Genomic DNA, 14608 nt, shown 5'->3' with positions numbered 1-14608 from the left:
ACAGCAAGGGATTTCGAAATGAAAATTGGCTTTATCGGCGCCGGCCCTGTCGCACAGACGATATCCAGACACGCTCTATCAGTTGGTCACCAGGTTGTACTTAGTAACTCGCGTGGGCCTGAGTCGCTCGCCGGGCTTGTGGCGGAATTGGGTTCCGGTGCCGCCGCCGGAACGGCGCAGGAGGCTGCCGAGCAGGACCTCGTCGTGCTTGCCACCAAATGGTGGAACGTCCAGGCAGCGTTGTTTTCAGTCGGCAACTGGAAGGGCCGGATCCTGGTGGATACGACCAACCGCGTTGCCAGCATTCAGCCTTTGACGCTAGGCGACACCACCGGTCGCACGTCGAGCGAGATCGTCGCCGATCTCGCGCCGGGAGCGAAGGTCGTCAAGGCGTTCAACACGGTTCCGATGTCGTGGATCTCTGACTTTTCGCCGTCGAAGCGCAAGACCGCGTTCTTCGTGTCCGGGGACGATGCGGACGCTAAAAAGCGGGTGAGCGACCTGATCGAGGAGATCGGTTTCTACAGCCTCGATCTCGGCTCCCTCGCGGCTGGCGGCAGGCTCCAGCAAACCGGCGGACCGCTCGTGGGCGTCAATCTTACGTTCAATGAACGGTTCGTCTTGCCTACGATTGACTGACCGGTTGGGGCAACGACGTTGTCGGCGTTGCCCCCGGTGCAATCTTCGGCGTTCAATGCTCGACGCAAGCCCAGGCTACTTTCCGCTCGACCTACATGGCTCCCGTAGACGCGTTCTCGCGCCGATTGACCGCCCGTTGCAGCATCGAGCGAGACAGGAGCTTATGAAAGGGCATGATGACAAACAAGTAGGCTCGTCCAAGGAGATTGTTGATTTTTACCAACGTTGAAATCGTCACTTCCGATCCCTTCGGACTCGGTTGAATGCTTATCCAGATCCGAAAATCCAGATGCTTGTCGTTACCACCGACGACGACCTCTGTGCCCGTACTTGAAATAATCGGAAACACGTCAATTTTCCCGAGCCCGCGATCGCTAAAGTCAACACTTGCCCTTAGTCCGAACGGCGCCACGATTCCGTTGCGCAAGGCCATCAGACTTCGGAGCATGTGTGGCGGATCGGCGAACACGGCGCGCGCGGCTTGTTCGGCGTCGACGTAGGTTCGATCTGCCTGGCCGGAATAACCATCGGCGAAATCAATGTGTGTCAATCCTGACGCACGAATTGCTGCCGTCGGCGTGGGAATCAGCAAGACTTTGTTTGTCATGAGTACCCCTGTTGATATTTCCAGTGTCATAGGGGCAGGCGAAATGCGGACCGACTCAAACCTGCACAACGGCCGGCAAAGATCCCTGCGCACACACCGCTCACATGTAATTGCGATGCCCCAGCAACTCCAGCACACGCTCCACCACCTGATGCGGCAACCCACCTTGATCGTGCAAGTGCCGATGCACCTGCTCCGGAGTCATGCCTTGCTGCAAGTACATTCTGGCATCCTGACGAATAGCGATCATGTCATATTCGCGGATAAGGTCCCGATCGCGGTAGACCGAAACCGTGTCACCAAGCACCAGCGACGAGGAACCGGCGGTCGACAGCGAAGGCGCCGCCTGGATCGACGGACTGCTTCCGGGCCTCGGCGAGGTCTTCCTCCCTTCCAGCCATTCGTGGAAGCCGATCTCCGAGCCGGGGCATTTGTCGTTATCGTCCTGAATCGGCACGATGGGCACCCCACACATATCGGCACACGTCAGAATCATGCCGCGCAGGCAGTGCGCGGCATCGTCATTCACGAAGGACTGCCATAGCATGTTCTTGCTGGTGACCTTGATGAAGATGCCGGCGATCTTCACCCGCTCCTTGCCGGCAAAGCCCAGCACCACGACTTCGTTGTGCCCGGTGGGCGAACTGAGCGCCAGGATTTGCGACGGCGACTTCAGCGGCTGCTGATACAGGCCAAGCAGCGACTCCAGGAAGGCGTCCACCTGTACCAGCCGGTGCAAAGGCGTGGGCTGCATGGCCAGCACAGCGGCACGCGCCTGGGAGTTGGAAATCGCCAGATCACTCGGACTGGCGATACAGATATTGGTGCTCGGTGCCTGGAGGATGAAACCGAAGCTGAAGTTGCCATATAGCTTTTTGCGGTTTTCGCAGATCAGCGAGCAACTGAGCATCTCGGCTTCGATCGTGCTGGGGGTAGTCAGGTAAAGCTCGGCCGATTTCAGCGTTAGCGTGCCGTCGCTGCCCTTCTCGATGAAACGCCCCAGCTTTTTCACCGTGTACTCGTGCATTTTGAGCGTGTCCCTGGTCGGCGCGATCAACCCGGTGCTGGGACGCATGGCATGGACGAGATAGCAGAACTTGTTATCGTTGTGCTTCAGCGGTTCAGTAAAGGCCACCTTCGGCTGCCATGACTGCCGGTCGAGATTGCACTGCGCCAGCGCCAGTGCATCCAGCGTGGCGCGGCCGGTGACCAGCTCGAGCAACTGCTGGCGTACCACCGTTTCTGCCATGGTGCGCAGTTGCCCGACCCACCCGATCATCTGCGTCTGGTCATTGGGCGGCACGAACGAGCCCAGCGAGATCCACTCGACCACACGCACCAGCAGCCAGGCGCGCGCCGCCTGCACCCAGCTGCCCTGCCAGAAGTACGCGAGGTTATCGGCGCTTTTGATCAAGGCGACGATCTGCAATTGTTCCTGCTGCGACAGATCGCGCAATTTAGTTTCGATTTTCAGGCGACCGACGGGGGAAATGGCGCCAATGATGGTCAAGGCGTTGATCAGGTCCTGGTGCATGATTGCACTCGCTAGAAAGTCGGGCCGCGTATGCCCGGTGAAGGAAACACACAGCAAAACAAACCACGCGCGCCACCCACCGTAGGTTATGGCGTCCAGTCCAACTCGACCATGCATTCTCCCACGCTCGGGCCGACGTCGCAGCCTCGGAAGCGCACATCATGCAACAAAAGCATAAGCCGGCCCGATCGAAGCCTGGTCAACGCCCATTCTCATGCTTGAGGATGACACGCAGACGATACTTCGTCTGCATGGCTAACCATGCGTGACGACATAAAGTACTATTTCCACGGCAGCGGAGCGTCGTTTTGCCAATGGATGATTCTCCGCGTTCGACGTTCTCGCGTCGTGAACAGGAACCGCGTGTCGAAAGACAGGAGAATTGTGAATGGAGTCGATTCCGGCAATCGCGCCGGCCCAAACCGCGCTTCTCGTCATGCACTATCAGACCGACATTCTCGGGCTCTTTCCTTCGGTCGCGCCGGCATTGCTTGCCAATACGCGCAAGCTCTGCGACGCGGCGCGGACCAAAGGCGTCAGCGTTTATTTCGCCAACCTCCGCTTCAGTCCGGGCTATCCGGAAGTCAGCCCATTGAACAAGAACGGGCAAGGAATCAAGCAACTCGGTCTCTTCGTCGACGACCAGACCTCGCCGGAGCTGGGCCAGCGGGCTGGCGAACCGGTCATCGTTGCCCACCGGGCCAGTGTGTTCTTCGGCACCGATTTGCAGGCGCGACTGCTCGCACACGGGATCGATTCGCTGATCATGGTCGGCATTGCATCGACCGGTGTTGTGCTGTCGTCGGTCGCGTATGCAAGCGACGCGGACTTCCGCCTGTACACGGTCAAGGACTGCTGCTACGACCCAGATCCGGTGGTACATGAACACCTGTTCTCCACCGCATTCGATTCGCGCACCACGGTACTCTCGCTCGCGGACGCCTTGCTGCTGCTCGCCTAGACGATCCCTGCCTTCTCTCCCCCAAACTCCGCGAAGCAATCAAAAAGCCCCTCTCGATTCGGGAGAGGGGCTTTCGCGTAACGTGTGATGCTTTAGTGCGACGTGCTGCGAGACCGCGCAAGACAGTCCGTCAACGCAGTGTCTTACTGACCGAAGTAAACCGGCTTCAAACCGGTAATGGCCGCCGCTGGCGCGCCGGACGCTGACGATCCGCTGACCATCCCGCCGTAACTGCTCCCGCCGTTCTGCGCGGCCACACGTGCTTCGGCAGCCTGGATATCAGCTGGATAGCTTGCGTTGTCGCCGTCACCGACGTGGTAGCCAGCCTGTTCGAGCTGGACCAGCTCGGCGCGAACCTGTTCAGTCGTCACGGGGCCGTTCGACTGTGCGAACGAGAGAACCGGAGCAGCCGCGATAGTAAGGATAACGACAGTTTGAGCAAGGTATTTCATGATGAGCTACCTCCAACGATTGCCACGTACGGTTCGACAAGTCTTCGTGTATGCACCGGCGTCAACGACCCATCGATGCAGTGAAGCAGGGTGCGTTCAAGCGAGCTGGCCGCACAACTCCGCTGATTTCCTCCTGTAACGAACAAGGTCATGCTCAAAGCGAACCCCCTTGCCTTGAGCACGACTGGGTTGAACATATGCAAACGATCCGCGCTTGGGGGGCTGCGACGGCGAGCGTCGCGCAGGCTCGCATCGCCATGCGCTTGCTGTTGTACGGCTTCGGCAAACGCACCGGCGGCAGAGTGCTCGGTGTTGGGTAGATACGACTGTAAGCGCCGACCCCATGTGCATGAACCAGGCGCCCGTCCTAAAAGAGGCTAGGGGATTGCCTTATTCAGCGGGCAGGCTCAGCCCTATTGGTTCTCGATCCACTGAATTGCGAACCGCGTCAGTTCCTTGCCGCTGCGGATGCTCAGCTTTTCCTTGATATTGGCCTGGTGCGCTTCGATCGTCTTCACGCTCCGGCTCAGCTTCTCTGCGATATCGCGGGTGCTGAAGCCGAGTCCGATCAGGTGCAGAACTTCGAATTCCCTTTCCGAAAGGTTCGCAATTTGGCCCTCGGGCTTTTTATGTGGGACGGCAAGCGCCCGCGCCAGCTTTCCGTGCATGGCGGCGCTCATGTAGATATTGCCCGCCAGCACTTCGCGGATGGCGCTCACGACATGCTCCGTGGCTTCGAGTTTCATCAGATACCCGTTTGCCCCGGAGCGCAGTGCGCGTTCGGCAAACAAGCTTTCGTCATGCATGCTGAGGACGAGGATTGCCAGATCGGGATAGCGGTGCCGCAGCGTCTTGACCAGTTCGAGGCCGGAGTCGGTCTGCAGACTGATATCCACAATGGCCATGTCGGGCAGGCACGCCATCGCCGCGAGCGCTTCGTCGGCGCTGCCCGCTGCACAGCAGACGTGCAGGTCCTCTTGCAGATTGAGCAGGAGCGTCATCCCGTCCCGGATGATGGGGTGGTCATCCACGATCAGGATTTGAGTCGCACGGCCTGGGCTAGCGCATTTCCTGTGCATGGCCAGTGCCCTCCGGTAGCGGATAGCTAATGGCGACCGTGGTGCCGCCCAGGCCGTTGCGGGTCACCGTGCAGGAGCCGCCCAGAAGACTCGCCCGGTGGCGCAGGTTGTGCAGTCCAAGACCCGACGCTCGCTCCATTTCCTCCGGGCCGATACCGACCCCGTCGTCACTGATCGAGAGCGTCTGCAGACCGCCCGCCCGCTCGAGGTCGATCCAGATGCGGTGGCCATGACAATATTTCAGCGCGTTGTTGACGGCTTCCTGTGCGGCTCGGTACAGGTTGATCTGCAGCAGCGGGTCCAGCAAGTCCACATCCGGCGCGATCCGCAGCTTGCAGTCCACGCCGTTGAGCGCGCGAGCCGTCTCCGCCAGCGCTTGCAGTGCGTCCGCAAGTCCGCCATATTCCATCGCGACCGGATCGAGGCCATGGGCGATCCTGCGGGTCATCAGGGACGCCTGTTTCACCAGGCCGACGACGATAGCGGCGTCGGCGGCGGCCGGGTGGCCCTGGGTCTGCAGTTTCTGATTCAAGGCCGCGCAGTACAGTCCCAGGCTGGTCAGGTGTTGCCCAAGTCCGTCGTGCAGTTCCTGGCCGATGAGTCTCTGCTGCTGATCGCCGATCCGGATCAGCTCCCCTTCCAGCAAACGGCGTCGCTCCATCTCCTCTGTTAGCTCGTTGTTTGCCTTCTCCAGGTCTTCGGTGCGCTCCTCGACGCGTCGCTCGAGTTCGATGTGGGCCGCCTGCAGCAGGTCATGGGCGCCCCGTTCCTGAGCGCGTGCCGCCGCCAGCAACAGTCCTGTCACCGCCACGACGTTCGCGAAGGCGCACCACCTCACGAGGCTGTCCACAGCAGATTCGGCAGCAAAGGGCCCCGTGCCGTGGGTCGTGCCCCAGATGGCCACCACCGAGACCATCAGCGTCACGATGCTGGCGCCCAGGCGATCGAAGCGCAGCGCCGCCCAGATAACGAATGGAAATATCGCGAGCGCTGCGGGGTAGTAGCCGTGCCCGGCAAGTTGCGGGGCACCGAAGATGAGGTAGCTGACCCAAAAGGTCGCAGCAATCAGTCCGCACGCTTCCATGATCCGCCGTGCGGAGCGGAGAGGGTTCGAATACGTGAGGAAGCTGAACAGGGCCGGCGCCACGACGAGAACCCCCATCATGTCGCCGAGCCACCATTTCAGAAAGGCTGCGGGGTACCCGGCGGCAGGCACGAGTCCCCCTCCCAGCAGGGCGGTCGTGCCGACCAGCGCACTGACTGCCGTACTCGTCACCGCAGCGAGGGCGATGAAGGCCAGCACATCGTTGATGCGCGCGAGGGTGATCTGGAATCGTGTCGCGCGGTTGAGCAACAGCGCCGCCGTCAACGGCCCGGCCATGGAGCCGATGCCTATCGCCGCGGCCACGGCTGCAGGCACGCCGCCCGACACGTTGGCGAGGAAGGACCCAACGGCAATCCCCGGGGCGACTTCGATACCGAGTGCGAGCAGCGCAACGAGGGCGATGCCGCTGGAAGGCCATACGAGAGAGATTGCACCGCCCACTACCGCATACGAAAGGCCCAGCTTTGCACCGGCGAAATACGCCAGGGCAACCATTCCGGTGTACAGGAAGAGGCCGAATCTGGAAGTGTCCCGAATGGTAGCCATTTTCGCTTCCAATCCAGAAGCCGGAGTGCGAATACGCTACGCGCTCCCTGGGGGTGAACGCGGAGGGAGCCGCCCGTCAGTCCGTGAGTCACTCGGCGCCTGTTCCCGACCTGACCTCATGATTGTGGTGGCACCCACCGCGTTAATCAAACACTACACAGCACTCCTTATGCGTGAAGTGCTTCACGTTACGGCCGCATTCCGACGACGGTCACCAACGCCGCAGCCATCGAACCGCTTACGGCCTCATGTCGTAACGCCTTTCAACAACGTCAGGTTTTCCGCTCGTTGGTGCTTGCCCGAGTGAAGTCGCTTGAACGGCTCTTGTCAGATCGATTCGAATCCTGCAAAAAAAAAGCGCCGGGCTAAAAAGCCCGGCGCGGAGTTCGCAGGAGAGGCAACAGGGCCCGGCACTCCCACGACGTGTAGGGCGCCATTGTCGATGCGCTTCGCCCTGCACGCCGTGATCAAAGTCAAAGACCGTGGCGCCCGCCTCGCGCGCCAGCAAACCCACGCTTGAACTCAGCCGTCGCGGAAGATGAAGCTGTACGCGCTCAACGCCGGCACGCCGCCCAGATGCGCGTACAGCACCTTCGACCCCGGCTCGAATTCGCCGCGGCGCACTTTGTCGATCATGCCGTGCATCGACTTGCCCTCATACACGGGATCGGTCAGCACGCCTTCCAGGCGCGCGCACAAGCGAATCGCCTCCAGCGTGCCTTCGTTCGGCAACCCGTACTCCGGGCCGCCGTAACGCGTGTCGAGAATCACGTCCTTCTCGCCGATATCGCAGCTGAGATCGACGAGCCCGGCGGTATGACGCGCAATGCGCGTGATCTGCGCGTGGGTCTTCTCCGGCGTGGCCGAAGCGTCGATGCCGATCACGCGGTCCGCCCGGCCATCCGCCGCAAAGCCGACCACCATGCCCGCCTGCGTGCTGCCCGTCACCGAGCACACGACGATGTAGTCGAACTTGAAGCCCAGTTGCGCCTCCTGCGCCCGCACTTCCTCGGCAAAGCCCACGAAGCCGAGGCCGCCGAGCGGATGCTCCGAGCAGCCCGCCGGTATCGCATACGGTTTGCCGCCCGCCGCACGCACGCTCTCGAGCGCCTCCTCCCAACTCGGTCGAATGCCGATGTCGAAGCCGTCTGGCACGAGCCGCACGTCCGCGCCCATCATGCGCGACATCTGGATGTTGCCTACGCGGTCGTAGACGGCATCGGAGTAGTTGACCCAGTTCTCCTGAACCAGCACGCACTTCATGCCGAGATGCGCGGCGACGGCTGCAACCTGACGCGTCTGGTTCGACTGGATGCCGCCAATCGAGACCAGCGTGTCGCAACCTTGAGCGAGCGCGTCGGGAATCAGGTACTCGAGCTTGCGCGTCTTGTTGCCACCGAACGCGAGTCCGCTGTTGCAGTCCTCGCGCTTCGCGTAGAGCTCGACCTTGCCGCCCAGATGCTGGCTAAGGCGCTTGAGTGGCTGGATGGACGTGGGTCCGAACGTGAGTGGATAACGGGGGAAACGCTGGAGGTTCATCGAATATCTCCGGGAGGTCGGCTCATGCGGGGCGTGGTCAACGGTCGGTACGCGCCTGGTGCGCGCAATCCGATGGAGAAATGTTAGGCGCGTTGCCGCGAAATGAGCTTGCTAAAAAAATATCGACGACCTACGTTTAAAGCATTCGCGTTGACTTCTGAACACTTTTAATTTGTAAAACGGCTTAAGGACGCAATGAAATTAACCAGACGCTCTCCCGCTACACCGCATGAGCCGCCCGCACTGGATCGCATCGATCGCGCGATCCTCAGGCATTTGCAGCAGGACGCATCGATTTCCAACGTCAGCCTCGCGGCCAAAGTGAAGCTCAGCGCGCCCGCGTGCCTGCGGCGTGTGGAACGGCTCAAGGAGTTGGGGCTGATACGCGGAATCGTCGCGCTACTCGATCCGAAGGCGCTCGGCGCAGGCATGCTCGTCGTGATCGGCTTCGTGCTCGACCGCTCGACACCCGAAGCGTTCGCCGCGTTCGAGAAAGCGGCCCAGAAGGTTTCAGGCTGTGTGGAGTGCCACGTCGTGACCGGCGAATTCGATTACTTCATGCTGGTGCGCACGCGCGACAACGAAAGCTTCAACCAGCTGCATGCGGAGCAGTTGTTGTATTTGCCGGGCGTGCGGCAGGTCCGCAGCTTCATGGTGCTCAAGGAGATTCTGTCGACGCATGCGTTGCCGCTGTGAACGGTGCGCGCGCGAAGGCGATCCATTGAAAATGGCTGCGTGAATTTCGATGCGGCGTGGGGAAGTGAATCAGGATGATGAAGCAACGTGCCCGAAGGCCGCGCGTTCTGTTGGTGGAGGTAAGCGGGATCGAACCGCTCACCTCTTGCATGCCATGCAAGCGCTCTCCCAGCTGCAAGACGCAAAAATATCGGCTTAGTGACGTCAATTGTTTCGGCTTGGTGTGCCAACTTGCAGGCGCCCGAAAGCCTTATGGGGCGGCCGCCTAAGCCGAATTAACTGCACCGCATTCTTCGGCAAGCACACGCAAGGTTATCGTCCATCACCAGGCGAACACAGCCAACGGGGTCGAGATTTGCCCTAAGTGCGATTATGCGTATGTCGTTCTATTATTACAACATCGCAAATCCGCTCAAACCTGGTGCAGATTGGCCGGTTGCTTAACCGGTCACATCATTGCGGGTGGAACATGCGTACCGTCTTTGGAATTCATTCAGATCGACTTGCCGGAGGTTGTTGTCCACGGCCAATTGCCAACGGATCAAGCCGATTTACTTCCCGCTCCTTTTACAAGACTGATAACTTGTGGCAATGACCAAGAGTCGAGGGCGTTCCGGAACAGCGACCGGCTATGTATGCGGCAATGAAACGCGAGCCCGAATCATTGCTGCAGCACTCACGCTTTTCGGTTTGCGCGGATTTGAAGGAGCCTCGACGCGAGACATTGCGGAGCTAGCAGGTGTCAATCCACCCGCATTGCGCTACTACTTTTCGAACAAGGAAGGCGTGTATCTGGCGTGTGTCGATCACATCGCCACCACGATCTCTGATCACCTCGCCAGCCCCGTCGACGCGGCGCGGGCCGTACTTGATACAGACGGGGAGGACGATCAATTAATCCGCGCGTTCCGTGAAATCCAGAAACATCTTGCTCAATACCTGTTCACCTCGGCTGAGCCCGATAGCTGGAGGCTCTTCATGGCGCGGGAACAGGCAGGCCTGGGACCCCAGTTTCCCGAGGCTCAATTGCGCGATCGTCTTCAGACGCGCCTGATACCTGTGTGCAGCGAAATAGTTGCCCGCCTGATGGGCAGAGATGCCGGCGACGAAGAGGCTTTATTGCGCGCGCTAACCATTACCGGCCAGCTCATAGCAATTCACCTCACACGGCGATCGATGATGCTTTCTCTAGGCTGGGGATCCATCGATACACATCGGCTCAGCTGGATCACATCGGTCGTTGACCGGCAAACGGCTCTGCTGCTCGAAGAAGTAGTAAGAGAACGGCCCGCCAAGATTGTCAGAGCAGGGTCGAAAGCGCCCTTCCCACAACAGCCGACGCGAGGGCTTGCTCCGCGCCCTGATGCGATGACATAAGCAAACTCAGGTGAAAGCAACCCGTCAATAGTGAGTGAATGCATACCGCTTCCACAGCGTAGTCGACGTGATCAGTGGCCACACGATTTGCCGCTGCGAGTCTTAACGCGGACTCGATAGATGACTGCGCGATTCGCGCAGCTTCCCCCAGCGTCGATGTGGAAACAACGGTATCTCCTTCAGATTTTGCTGTGGAGAATGCGATGGAGTACAGGCGCCGTTGTGTGCCGGAGTGAAGGACGTCGGCCAATCTCCTCTCAAGTTTTGAACGCAATGCGCCAAGCGTTGCCCCATTAGACTTCTCGGGCGGAATTGTGAACGGGTCCAGAGGCAAAGCTGATCGCTCGAACAAAGCCGTCACGAGGGCCCATTTGTTTGAGAAGTGACCATAGATTGCGCCTCTGGTCATACCAGCCGCGTGAGCGATGTCTTCAAGAGACGTAGCACTGACGCCACGCTCAAAAAATAAAATCTCCGCGCTGTCGAGGATCTTTTCCCGCGTTACGAGTCCCTGTACTTTTCGCTTCATCATGTCCCTCGGCCTTCCACGCGCTCTCTTGTCGCGCTGCACCGCTATCCGCCCTGTTCGCCGCGAGTTGTGAGGTCTTGTCCCGCGCGCCTACTCAATATTCGCGAACATCACGTCGCGCTGGCTGGATACAAGATGTTGACCTCCGTCGACGACCAAGGTCGTCCCCGTCACTCCACGTGCCTCGGCAAGATAGACGGCTGCATCGACGATGTCTTCAAGCCGCGACCCGCGCCGAAGCGGGGTCATTCGGTGAGCCGTCTCAAACTGCTCTTGCGTTTGATCGCCGGAGACAAGCGTAAGTCCGGGAGCCAATCCGACCACTCTGACCTTTGGCGCTAGCGCCTGCGCAAGCGCTATCGTTGCATTCGCCAACGCTGCTTTCGTTAAGGTATAGGAGATGTAGTCTGGATTCATGTTGTAAAGCTTCTGGTCCAGAACGTTGACAACAACGCCTCGCTGCGCCTCGTCGGCAACTGCACAGTCCGGTATCGCGTCGTAGAGTCCGCGCGCCAAAGCCAGCGGCGCAGCGACGTTGATCTTCATGAGCGCCAGCAGGAGATCGTAAGTAAAAGTCTGTGCCGTATCTTCCTCGAACCGCGACGCGCAATTCAGGACGCAATCGAGACGTCCGAATGCTTGCACACACGCGGGTACAAGCTGCCTCACCTGTTCCTCTTTCGAAAGATCCGCGCAAAGGGAAATTGCCCTTCCGCCTCGCACCGCGATCTGATCGACAACCTCTTGCGCTTCGCGCTTCGACTCGTGATAGTGCAAGGCAACGTCCCATCCTCGCGCGGCAAAGCCAAGGGAGAGCGCGCGACCGATTCGCCGGCCCGCTCCGGTCACAAGAACCGACTGCCTGCGAGAGCCGCCATCATGAATTGCTGGTTCAGTCATAACGAAACGCCAATGTCAGACAGGCGCAGGGTGCGCCTTTGAGTTGCGCTCTCGCCCTACCCCCCAGTCACCGTGGCAAGGCATAGCATCAAGGGTTCAAATCTCAAGGTTGTCAATAAGGCGTGTGCTGCCGAGGCGCGCTGCCGCCAGCACGACGAGCTTTTGATCGACTACATCCTGCTCCATTGGAGAGCGTAAATCGGCCTGCTTTCGAACCGAGATGTAGTCGGGTTTCCAGCCGCGATCGACCAGCGTTGAGAACACGCGCCGTTCGATTCGCTGGATATCCTGTCGACCGCTCAAAATGTCCTCGCGCACCTCGTTGAGGAGCCGATATAGCGTGGGGGCCTCCACGCGTTGCTCCGGCGTCAGGAAGCGATTGCGAGAGGACAGCGCAAGTCCGTCGATGTCGCGGATGGTTTCGCCGGCCACGACATCCGTGGGCATTGCGAACTGTTTGCACATTTCCCGAACTATCATCAATTGTTGATAGTCCTTTTTTCCAAACACTGTCACGCGCGGCTGCGCGCATAACAGCAACTTCATTACGACCGTGCAAACGCCTTGAAAGAAGCCCGGCCGGAACTCCCCCTCTAGCATGTCGCCAAGCCCATTTGGAGGCTGCACGCGATACTCTTGCGGCTGCGGATAGAGGTCCCGTTCCGTAGGGGCAAAGACGACGTATACATTCTCCTTCTGAAGCTTCTCCATGTCCGCCTCGAGGGTTCTCGGATAACACTCGAAATCTTCACCCGGTCCAAACTGCAGCGGATTCACGAAAATGCTGGTAATGACAGGATCTCCATGCTGTCGTGCGAGACGAATCAGCGACAGATGTCCTTCGTGCAGATTGCCCATTGTCGGCACGAATGCCGTGCGGTTTTGCCCGCGCAATTGAGCTCGCAGTTCCTCGACAGACCGAATCAGTTTCATGCTGGATCTTGCCTCTGAGACTTAACCACGTACTGCTTACATGTTCGGATAGTTCGGCCCGCCGCCACCTTCAGGCGTGACCCACACGATGTTCTGCGTCGGGTCCTTGATGTCGCAGGTCTTGCAGTGCACGCAGTTCTGCGCGTTGATCTGCAGGCGATCTTCTTCCTGATCGTCTTTTACGAACTCATACACGCCTGCGGGACAGAAGCGCGCCTCGGGACCTGCGTAAGTCGCGAGATTGATGCCGACCGGCACCGTCATGTCCTTGAGCGTGAGGTGCGCGGGCTGATTCTCTTCGTGGTTCGTGTTCGAGATGAACACCGAGGAGAGCCGATCGAACGTGAGCTTGCCATCCGGCTTCGGATACTCGATCGGCTTGCACTGCGAAGCCGGTTTCAGCATCTCGTGGTCGCGATGCTGGTGATGCAGCGTCCACGGCACGTTGCCGCCCAGCAGCTTCTGCTCGATGCCCACCATGAGCGTGCCCAGGTACAGGCCCTTGCTCATCCACTGCTTGAAGTTGCGCGCCTTGTACAGCTCCGTGTGGAGCCACGACTGCTTGAACGCTTCCGGGTAGGCCGCGAGTTCGTCGCTCTGGCGGCCCGCCTGCACGGCTTCGAATGCGGCGTCCGCTGCCAGCATGCCGGTCTTGATCGCCGCGTGGCTGCCCTTGATGCGCGAGGCGTTCAGAAAGCCCGCATCGTCGCCCACCAGCGCGCCGCCCGGGAACACGAGCTTGGGCAGCGACATCAGGCCGCCCGCCGTGATCGCGCGCGCGCCATACGAGACGCGCTTGCCGCCTTCGAGGTACTTGCGGATTTCCGGATGCGTCTTGTAGCGCTGGAATTCCTCGAACGGCGAGAGATACGGGTTCTGGTACGCGAGCCCCACGACAAAGCCCACCATCACCTGGTTGTTGTCGATGTGGTACAGGAACGAGCCGCCATAGGTGTCGCTTTCCAGCGGCCAGCCGGCGGTGTGGATCACGAGGCCGGGCTGGTGCTTCGAGGGATCGATCTCCCACAGTTCCTTGATGCCGATGCCGTAGACCTGCGGATCCGAATCCTTGCCGAGCTTGAACTTCTCGTTCAGCTGACGGCCCAGATGCCCGCGGCAGCCTTCGCAGAACAGCGTGTACTTCGCGTGCAGCTCCATGCCGAGCTGGAAGTTCTCGGTGGGCTCGCCGTCCTTGCCGACCCCCATGTTGCCGGTGGCGACGCCCTTGACCGACCCGTCGTCGTTGTAGAGCACTTCGGCAGCGGGGAAGCCCGGGAAGATTTCGACGCCCAGCGCCTCGGCCTGCTGGCCCAGCCAGCGCGTGACGTTGGCGAGGCTGATGACGTAGTTGCCGTGGTTCTTGAAGTTGTCGGGCAGCGCCCAGTTCGGCACAGCCTTAGCCCCCGTTTCGGAAAGAAAAAGGAACTTGTCCTCGGTCACGGGCACGTTCAGCGGCGCGCCTTGCTCTTTCCAGTCCGGAATCAGCTCGTTCAGGGCACGCGGATCCATGACCGCGCCCGAGAGGATATGCGCCCCGATTTCCGAGCCTTTCTCCAGCACGCAGACGCCGATCTCAGCGCCTTTCTCCGCGGCCAGCTGCTTCAGGCGGATCGCGGCAGACAGCCCGGCGGGGCCGCCACCGACGATCACCACGTCGTATTCCATCGACTCGCGTGGGCCGTGCCCTTGCTGATTCTCCTCCGCCATCCCC

The 14608-nt window shown here is 60.1% G+C and carries 14 protein-coding genes; 4 read left to right on the top strand and 10 right to left on the bottom strand.

Features of this window, described 5'->3' with window-relative positions; genetic code table 11:
- The first annotated feature begins 18 nt into the window (after positions 1-18).
- Positions 19-639, top strand: coding sequence for an NADPH-dependent F420 reductase (locus AB4Y42_RS30560; protein ID WP_368696236.1), 621 nt, complete (start codon positions 19-21; stop codon positions 637-639).
- Between the two features lie 91 nt (positions 640-730).
- Here the strand turns inward: AB4Y42_RS30560 and AB4Y42_RS30555 are convergent, their stop codons facing one another.
- Together AB4Y42_RS30555 and AB4Y42_RS30550 are read right to left on the bottom strand one after the other, a co-directional pair.
- Complete coding sequence (locus tag AB4Y42_RS30555; RefSeq protein WP_368696235.1) at positions 731-1246, bottom strand: DUF2867 domain-containing protein; 516 nt, start codon at positions 1244-1246, stop codon at positions 731-733.
- 100 nt (positions 1247-1346) lie between these two features.
- On the bottom strand, positions 1347-2780 hold the full coding sequence (locus AB4Y42_RS30550; RefSeq protein ID WP_368696234.1) for a hypothetical protein: 1434 nt from the start codon (positions 2778-2780) through the stop codon (positions 1347-1349).
- 388 nt (positions 2781-3168) lie between these two features.
- On the opposite strand from AB4Y42_RS30550, the gene AB4Y42_RS30545 reads away from it, so the two are divergent.
- Positions 3169-3741 carry an isochorismatase family cysteine hydrolase gene (locus tag AB4Y42_RS30545; RefSeq protein ID WP_368689908.1) on the top strand — a complete coding sequence of 191 codons (573 nt, stop codon included), beginning with the start codon at positions 3169-3171 and terminating at the stop codon, positions 3739-3741.
- Between the two features lie 143 nt (positions 3742-3884).
- Here AB4Y42_RS30545 and AB4Y42_RS30540 read toward each other — a convergent pair whose 3' ends face one another.
- The 4 genes from AB4Y42_RS30540 to AB4Y42_RS30525 all read right to left on the bottom strand — a co-directional run bounded on the left by AB4Y42_RS30540 (position 3885) and on the right by AB4Y42_RS30525 (position 8462).
- Positions 3885-4193, bottom strand: coding sequence for a DUF4148 domain-containing protein (locus AB4Y42_RS30540; RefSeq protein WP_368696233.1), 309 nt, complete (start codon positions 4191-4193; stop codon positions 3885-3887).
- A gap of 413 nt (positions 4194-4606) precedes the next feature.
- Positions 4607-5224, bottom strand: a complete 618-nt coding sequence (locus tag AB4Y42_RS30535; protein WP_368696232.1) for a response regulator — start codon at positions 5222-5224, stop codon at positions 4607-4609.
- 28 nt (positions 5225-5252) lie between these two features.
- On the bottom strand, positions 5253-6923 hold the full coding sequence (locus AB4Y42_RS30530) for an MASE1 domain-containing protein (RefSeq protein WP_368689904.1): 1671 nt from the start codon (positions 6921-6923) through the stop codon (positions 5253-5255).
- 522 nt (positions 6924-7445) lie between these two features.
- Positions 7446-8462, bottom strand: coding sequence for a 1-aminocyclopropane-1-carboxylate deaminase (locus AB4Y42_RS30525; protein WP_368696231.1), 1017 nt, complete (start codon positions 8460-8462; stop codon positions 7446-7448).
- Positions 8463-8657: 195 nt separating this feature from the next.
- Between AB4Y42_RS30525 and AB4Y42_RS30520 the strand changes: the two genes are divergently transcribed.
- Both AB4Y42_RS30520 and AB4Y42_RS30515 read left to right on the top strand, forming a co-directional pair.
- Complete coding sequence (locus tag AB4Y42_RS30520; RefSeq protein WP_368696230.1) at positions 8658-9158, top strand: Lrp/AsnC family transcriptional regulator; 501 nt, start codon at positions 8658-8660, stop codon at positions 9156-9158.
- 591 nt (positions 9159-9749) lie between these two features.
- Positions 9750-10535: a CerR family C-terminal domain-containing protein gene (locus AB4Y42_RS30515; protein ID WP_368696229.1), complete on the top strand. Its 786-nt coding sequence runs from the start codon at positions 9750-9752 to the stop codon at positions 10533-10535.
- Here AB4Y42_RS30515 and AB4Y42_RS30510 read toward each other — a convergent pair.
- From AB4Y42_RS30510 to AB4Y42_RS30495, 4 genes are all read right to left on the bottom strand, one after another.
- On the bottom strand, positions 10459-11064 hold the full coding sequence (locus tag AB4Y42_RS30510) for a TetR family transcriptional regulator (protein WP_368696320.1): 606 nt from the start codon (positions 11062-11064) through the stop codon (positions 10459-10461). The two genes, AB4Y42_RS30515 and AB4Y42_RS30510, sit on opposite strands and share 77 nt — an antisense overlap.
- Before the next feature lie 90 nt (positions 11065-11154).
- On the bottom strand, positions 11155-11964 hold the full coding sequence (locus AB4Y42_RS30505; protein ID WP_368689900.1) for an SDR family oxidoreductase: 810 nt from the start codon (positions 11962-11964) through the stop codon (positions 11155-11157).
- Between the two features lie 96 nt (positions 11965-12060).
- Positions 12061-12897 carry a pantoate--beta-alanine ligase gene (panC, locus tag AB4Y42_RS30500; RefSeq protein ID WP_368696228.1) on the bottom strand — a complete coding sequence of 279 codons (837 nt, stop codon included), beginning with the start codon at positions 12895-12897 and terminating at the stop codon, positions 12061-12063.
- Between the two features lie 36 nt (positions 12898-12933).
- Positions 12934-14604, bottom strand: a complete 1671-nt coding sequence (locus AB4Y42_RS30495) for an electron transfer flavoprotein-ubiquinone oxidoreductase (RefSeq protein ID WP_368696227.1) — start codon at positions 14602-14604, stop codon at positions 12934-12936.
- Between the last annotated feature and the right edge of the window lie 4 nt (positions 14605-14608).

Origin of the sequence: Paraburkholderia sp. EG286B (assembly GCF_040965655.1) — a bacterium.
In the GTDB taxonomy this organism is placed as follows: Bacteria; Pseudomonadota; Gammaproteobacteria; order Burkholderiales; family Burkholderiaceae; genus Paraburkholderia.
The sequence above is the reverse complement of the archived record's forward strand: the minus strand, read 5'-3'. Positions and strand labels throughout refer to the sequence as shown.

Bases quoted from the DNA above. Each gene is read 5' to 3' on its own strand.
- AB4Y42_RS30560 (WP_368696236.1), top strand. From the start codon at position 19: ATGAAAATTGGCTTTATCGGCGCCGGCCCTGTCGCACAGACGATATCC.
- AB4Y42_RS30555 (WP_368696235.1), bottom strand. From the start codon at position 1,246: ATGACAAACAAAGTCTTGCTGATTCCCACGCCGACGGCAGCAATTCGT.
- AB4Y42_RS30550 (WP_368696234.1), bottom strand. From the start codon at position 2,780: ATGCACCAGGACCTGATCAACGCCTTGACCATCATTGGCGCCATTTCC.
- AB4Y42_RS30545 (WP_368689908.1), top strand. From the start codon at position 3,169: ATGGAGTCGATTCCGGCAATCGCGCCGGCCCAAACCGCGCTTCTCGTC.
- AB4Y42_RS30540 (WP_368696233.1), bottom strand. From the start codon at position 4,193: ATGAAATACCTTGCTCAAACTGTCGTTATCCTTACTATCGCGGCTGCT.
- AB4Y42_RS30530 (WP_368689904.1), bottom strand. From the start codon at position 6,923: ATGGCTACCATTCGGGACACTTCCAGATTCGGCCTCTTCCTGTACACC.
- AB4Y42_RS30525 (WP_368696231.1), bottom strand. From the start codon at position 8,462: ATGAACCTCCAGCGTTTCCCCCGTTATCCACTCACGTTCGGACCCACG.
- AB4Y42_RS30520 (WP_368696230.1), top strand. From the start codon at position 8,658: ATGAAATTAACCAGACGCTCTCCCGCTACACCGCATGAGCCGCCCGCA.
- AB4Y42_RS30515 (WP_368696229.1), top strand. From the start codon at position 9,750: ATGACCAAGAGTCGAGGGCGTTCCGGAACAGCGACCGGCTATGTATGC.
- AB4Y42_RS30510 (WP_368696320.1), bottom strand. From the start codon at position 11,064: ATGAAGCGAAAAGTACAGGGACTCGTAACGCGGGAAAAGATCCTCGAC.
- AB4Y42_RS30505 (WP_368689900.1), bottom strand. From the start codon at position 11,964: ATGACTGAACCAGCAATTCATGATGGCGGCTCTCGCAGGCAGTCGGTT.
- panC (WP_368696228.1), bottom strand. From the start codon at position 12,897: ATGAAACTGATTCGGTCTGTCGAGGAACTGCGAGCTCAATTGCGCGGG.
- AB4Y42_RS30495 (WP_368696227.1), bottom strand. From the start codon at position 14,604: ATGGCGGAGGAGAATCAGCAAGGGCACGGCCCACGCGAGTCGATGGAA.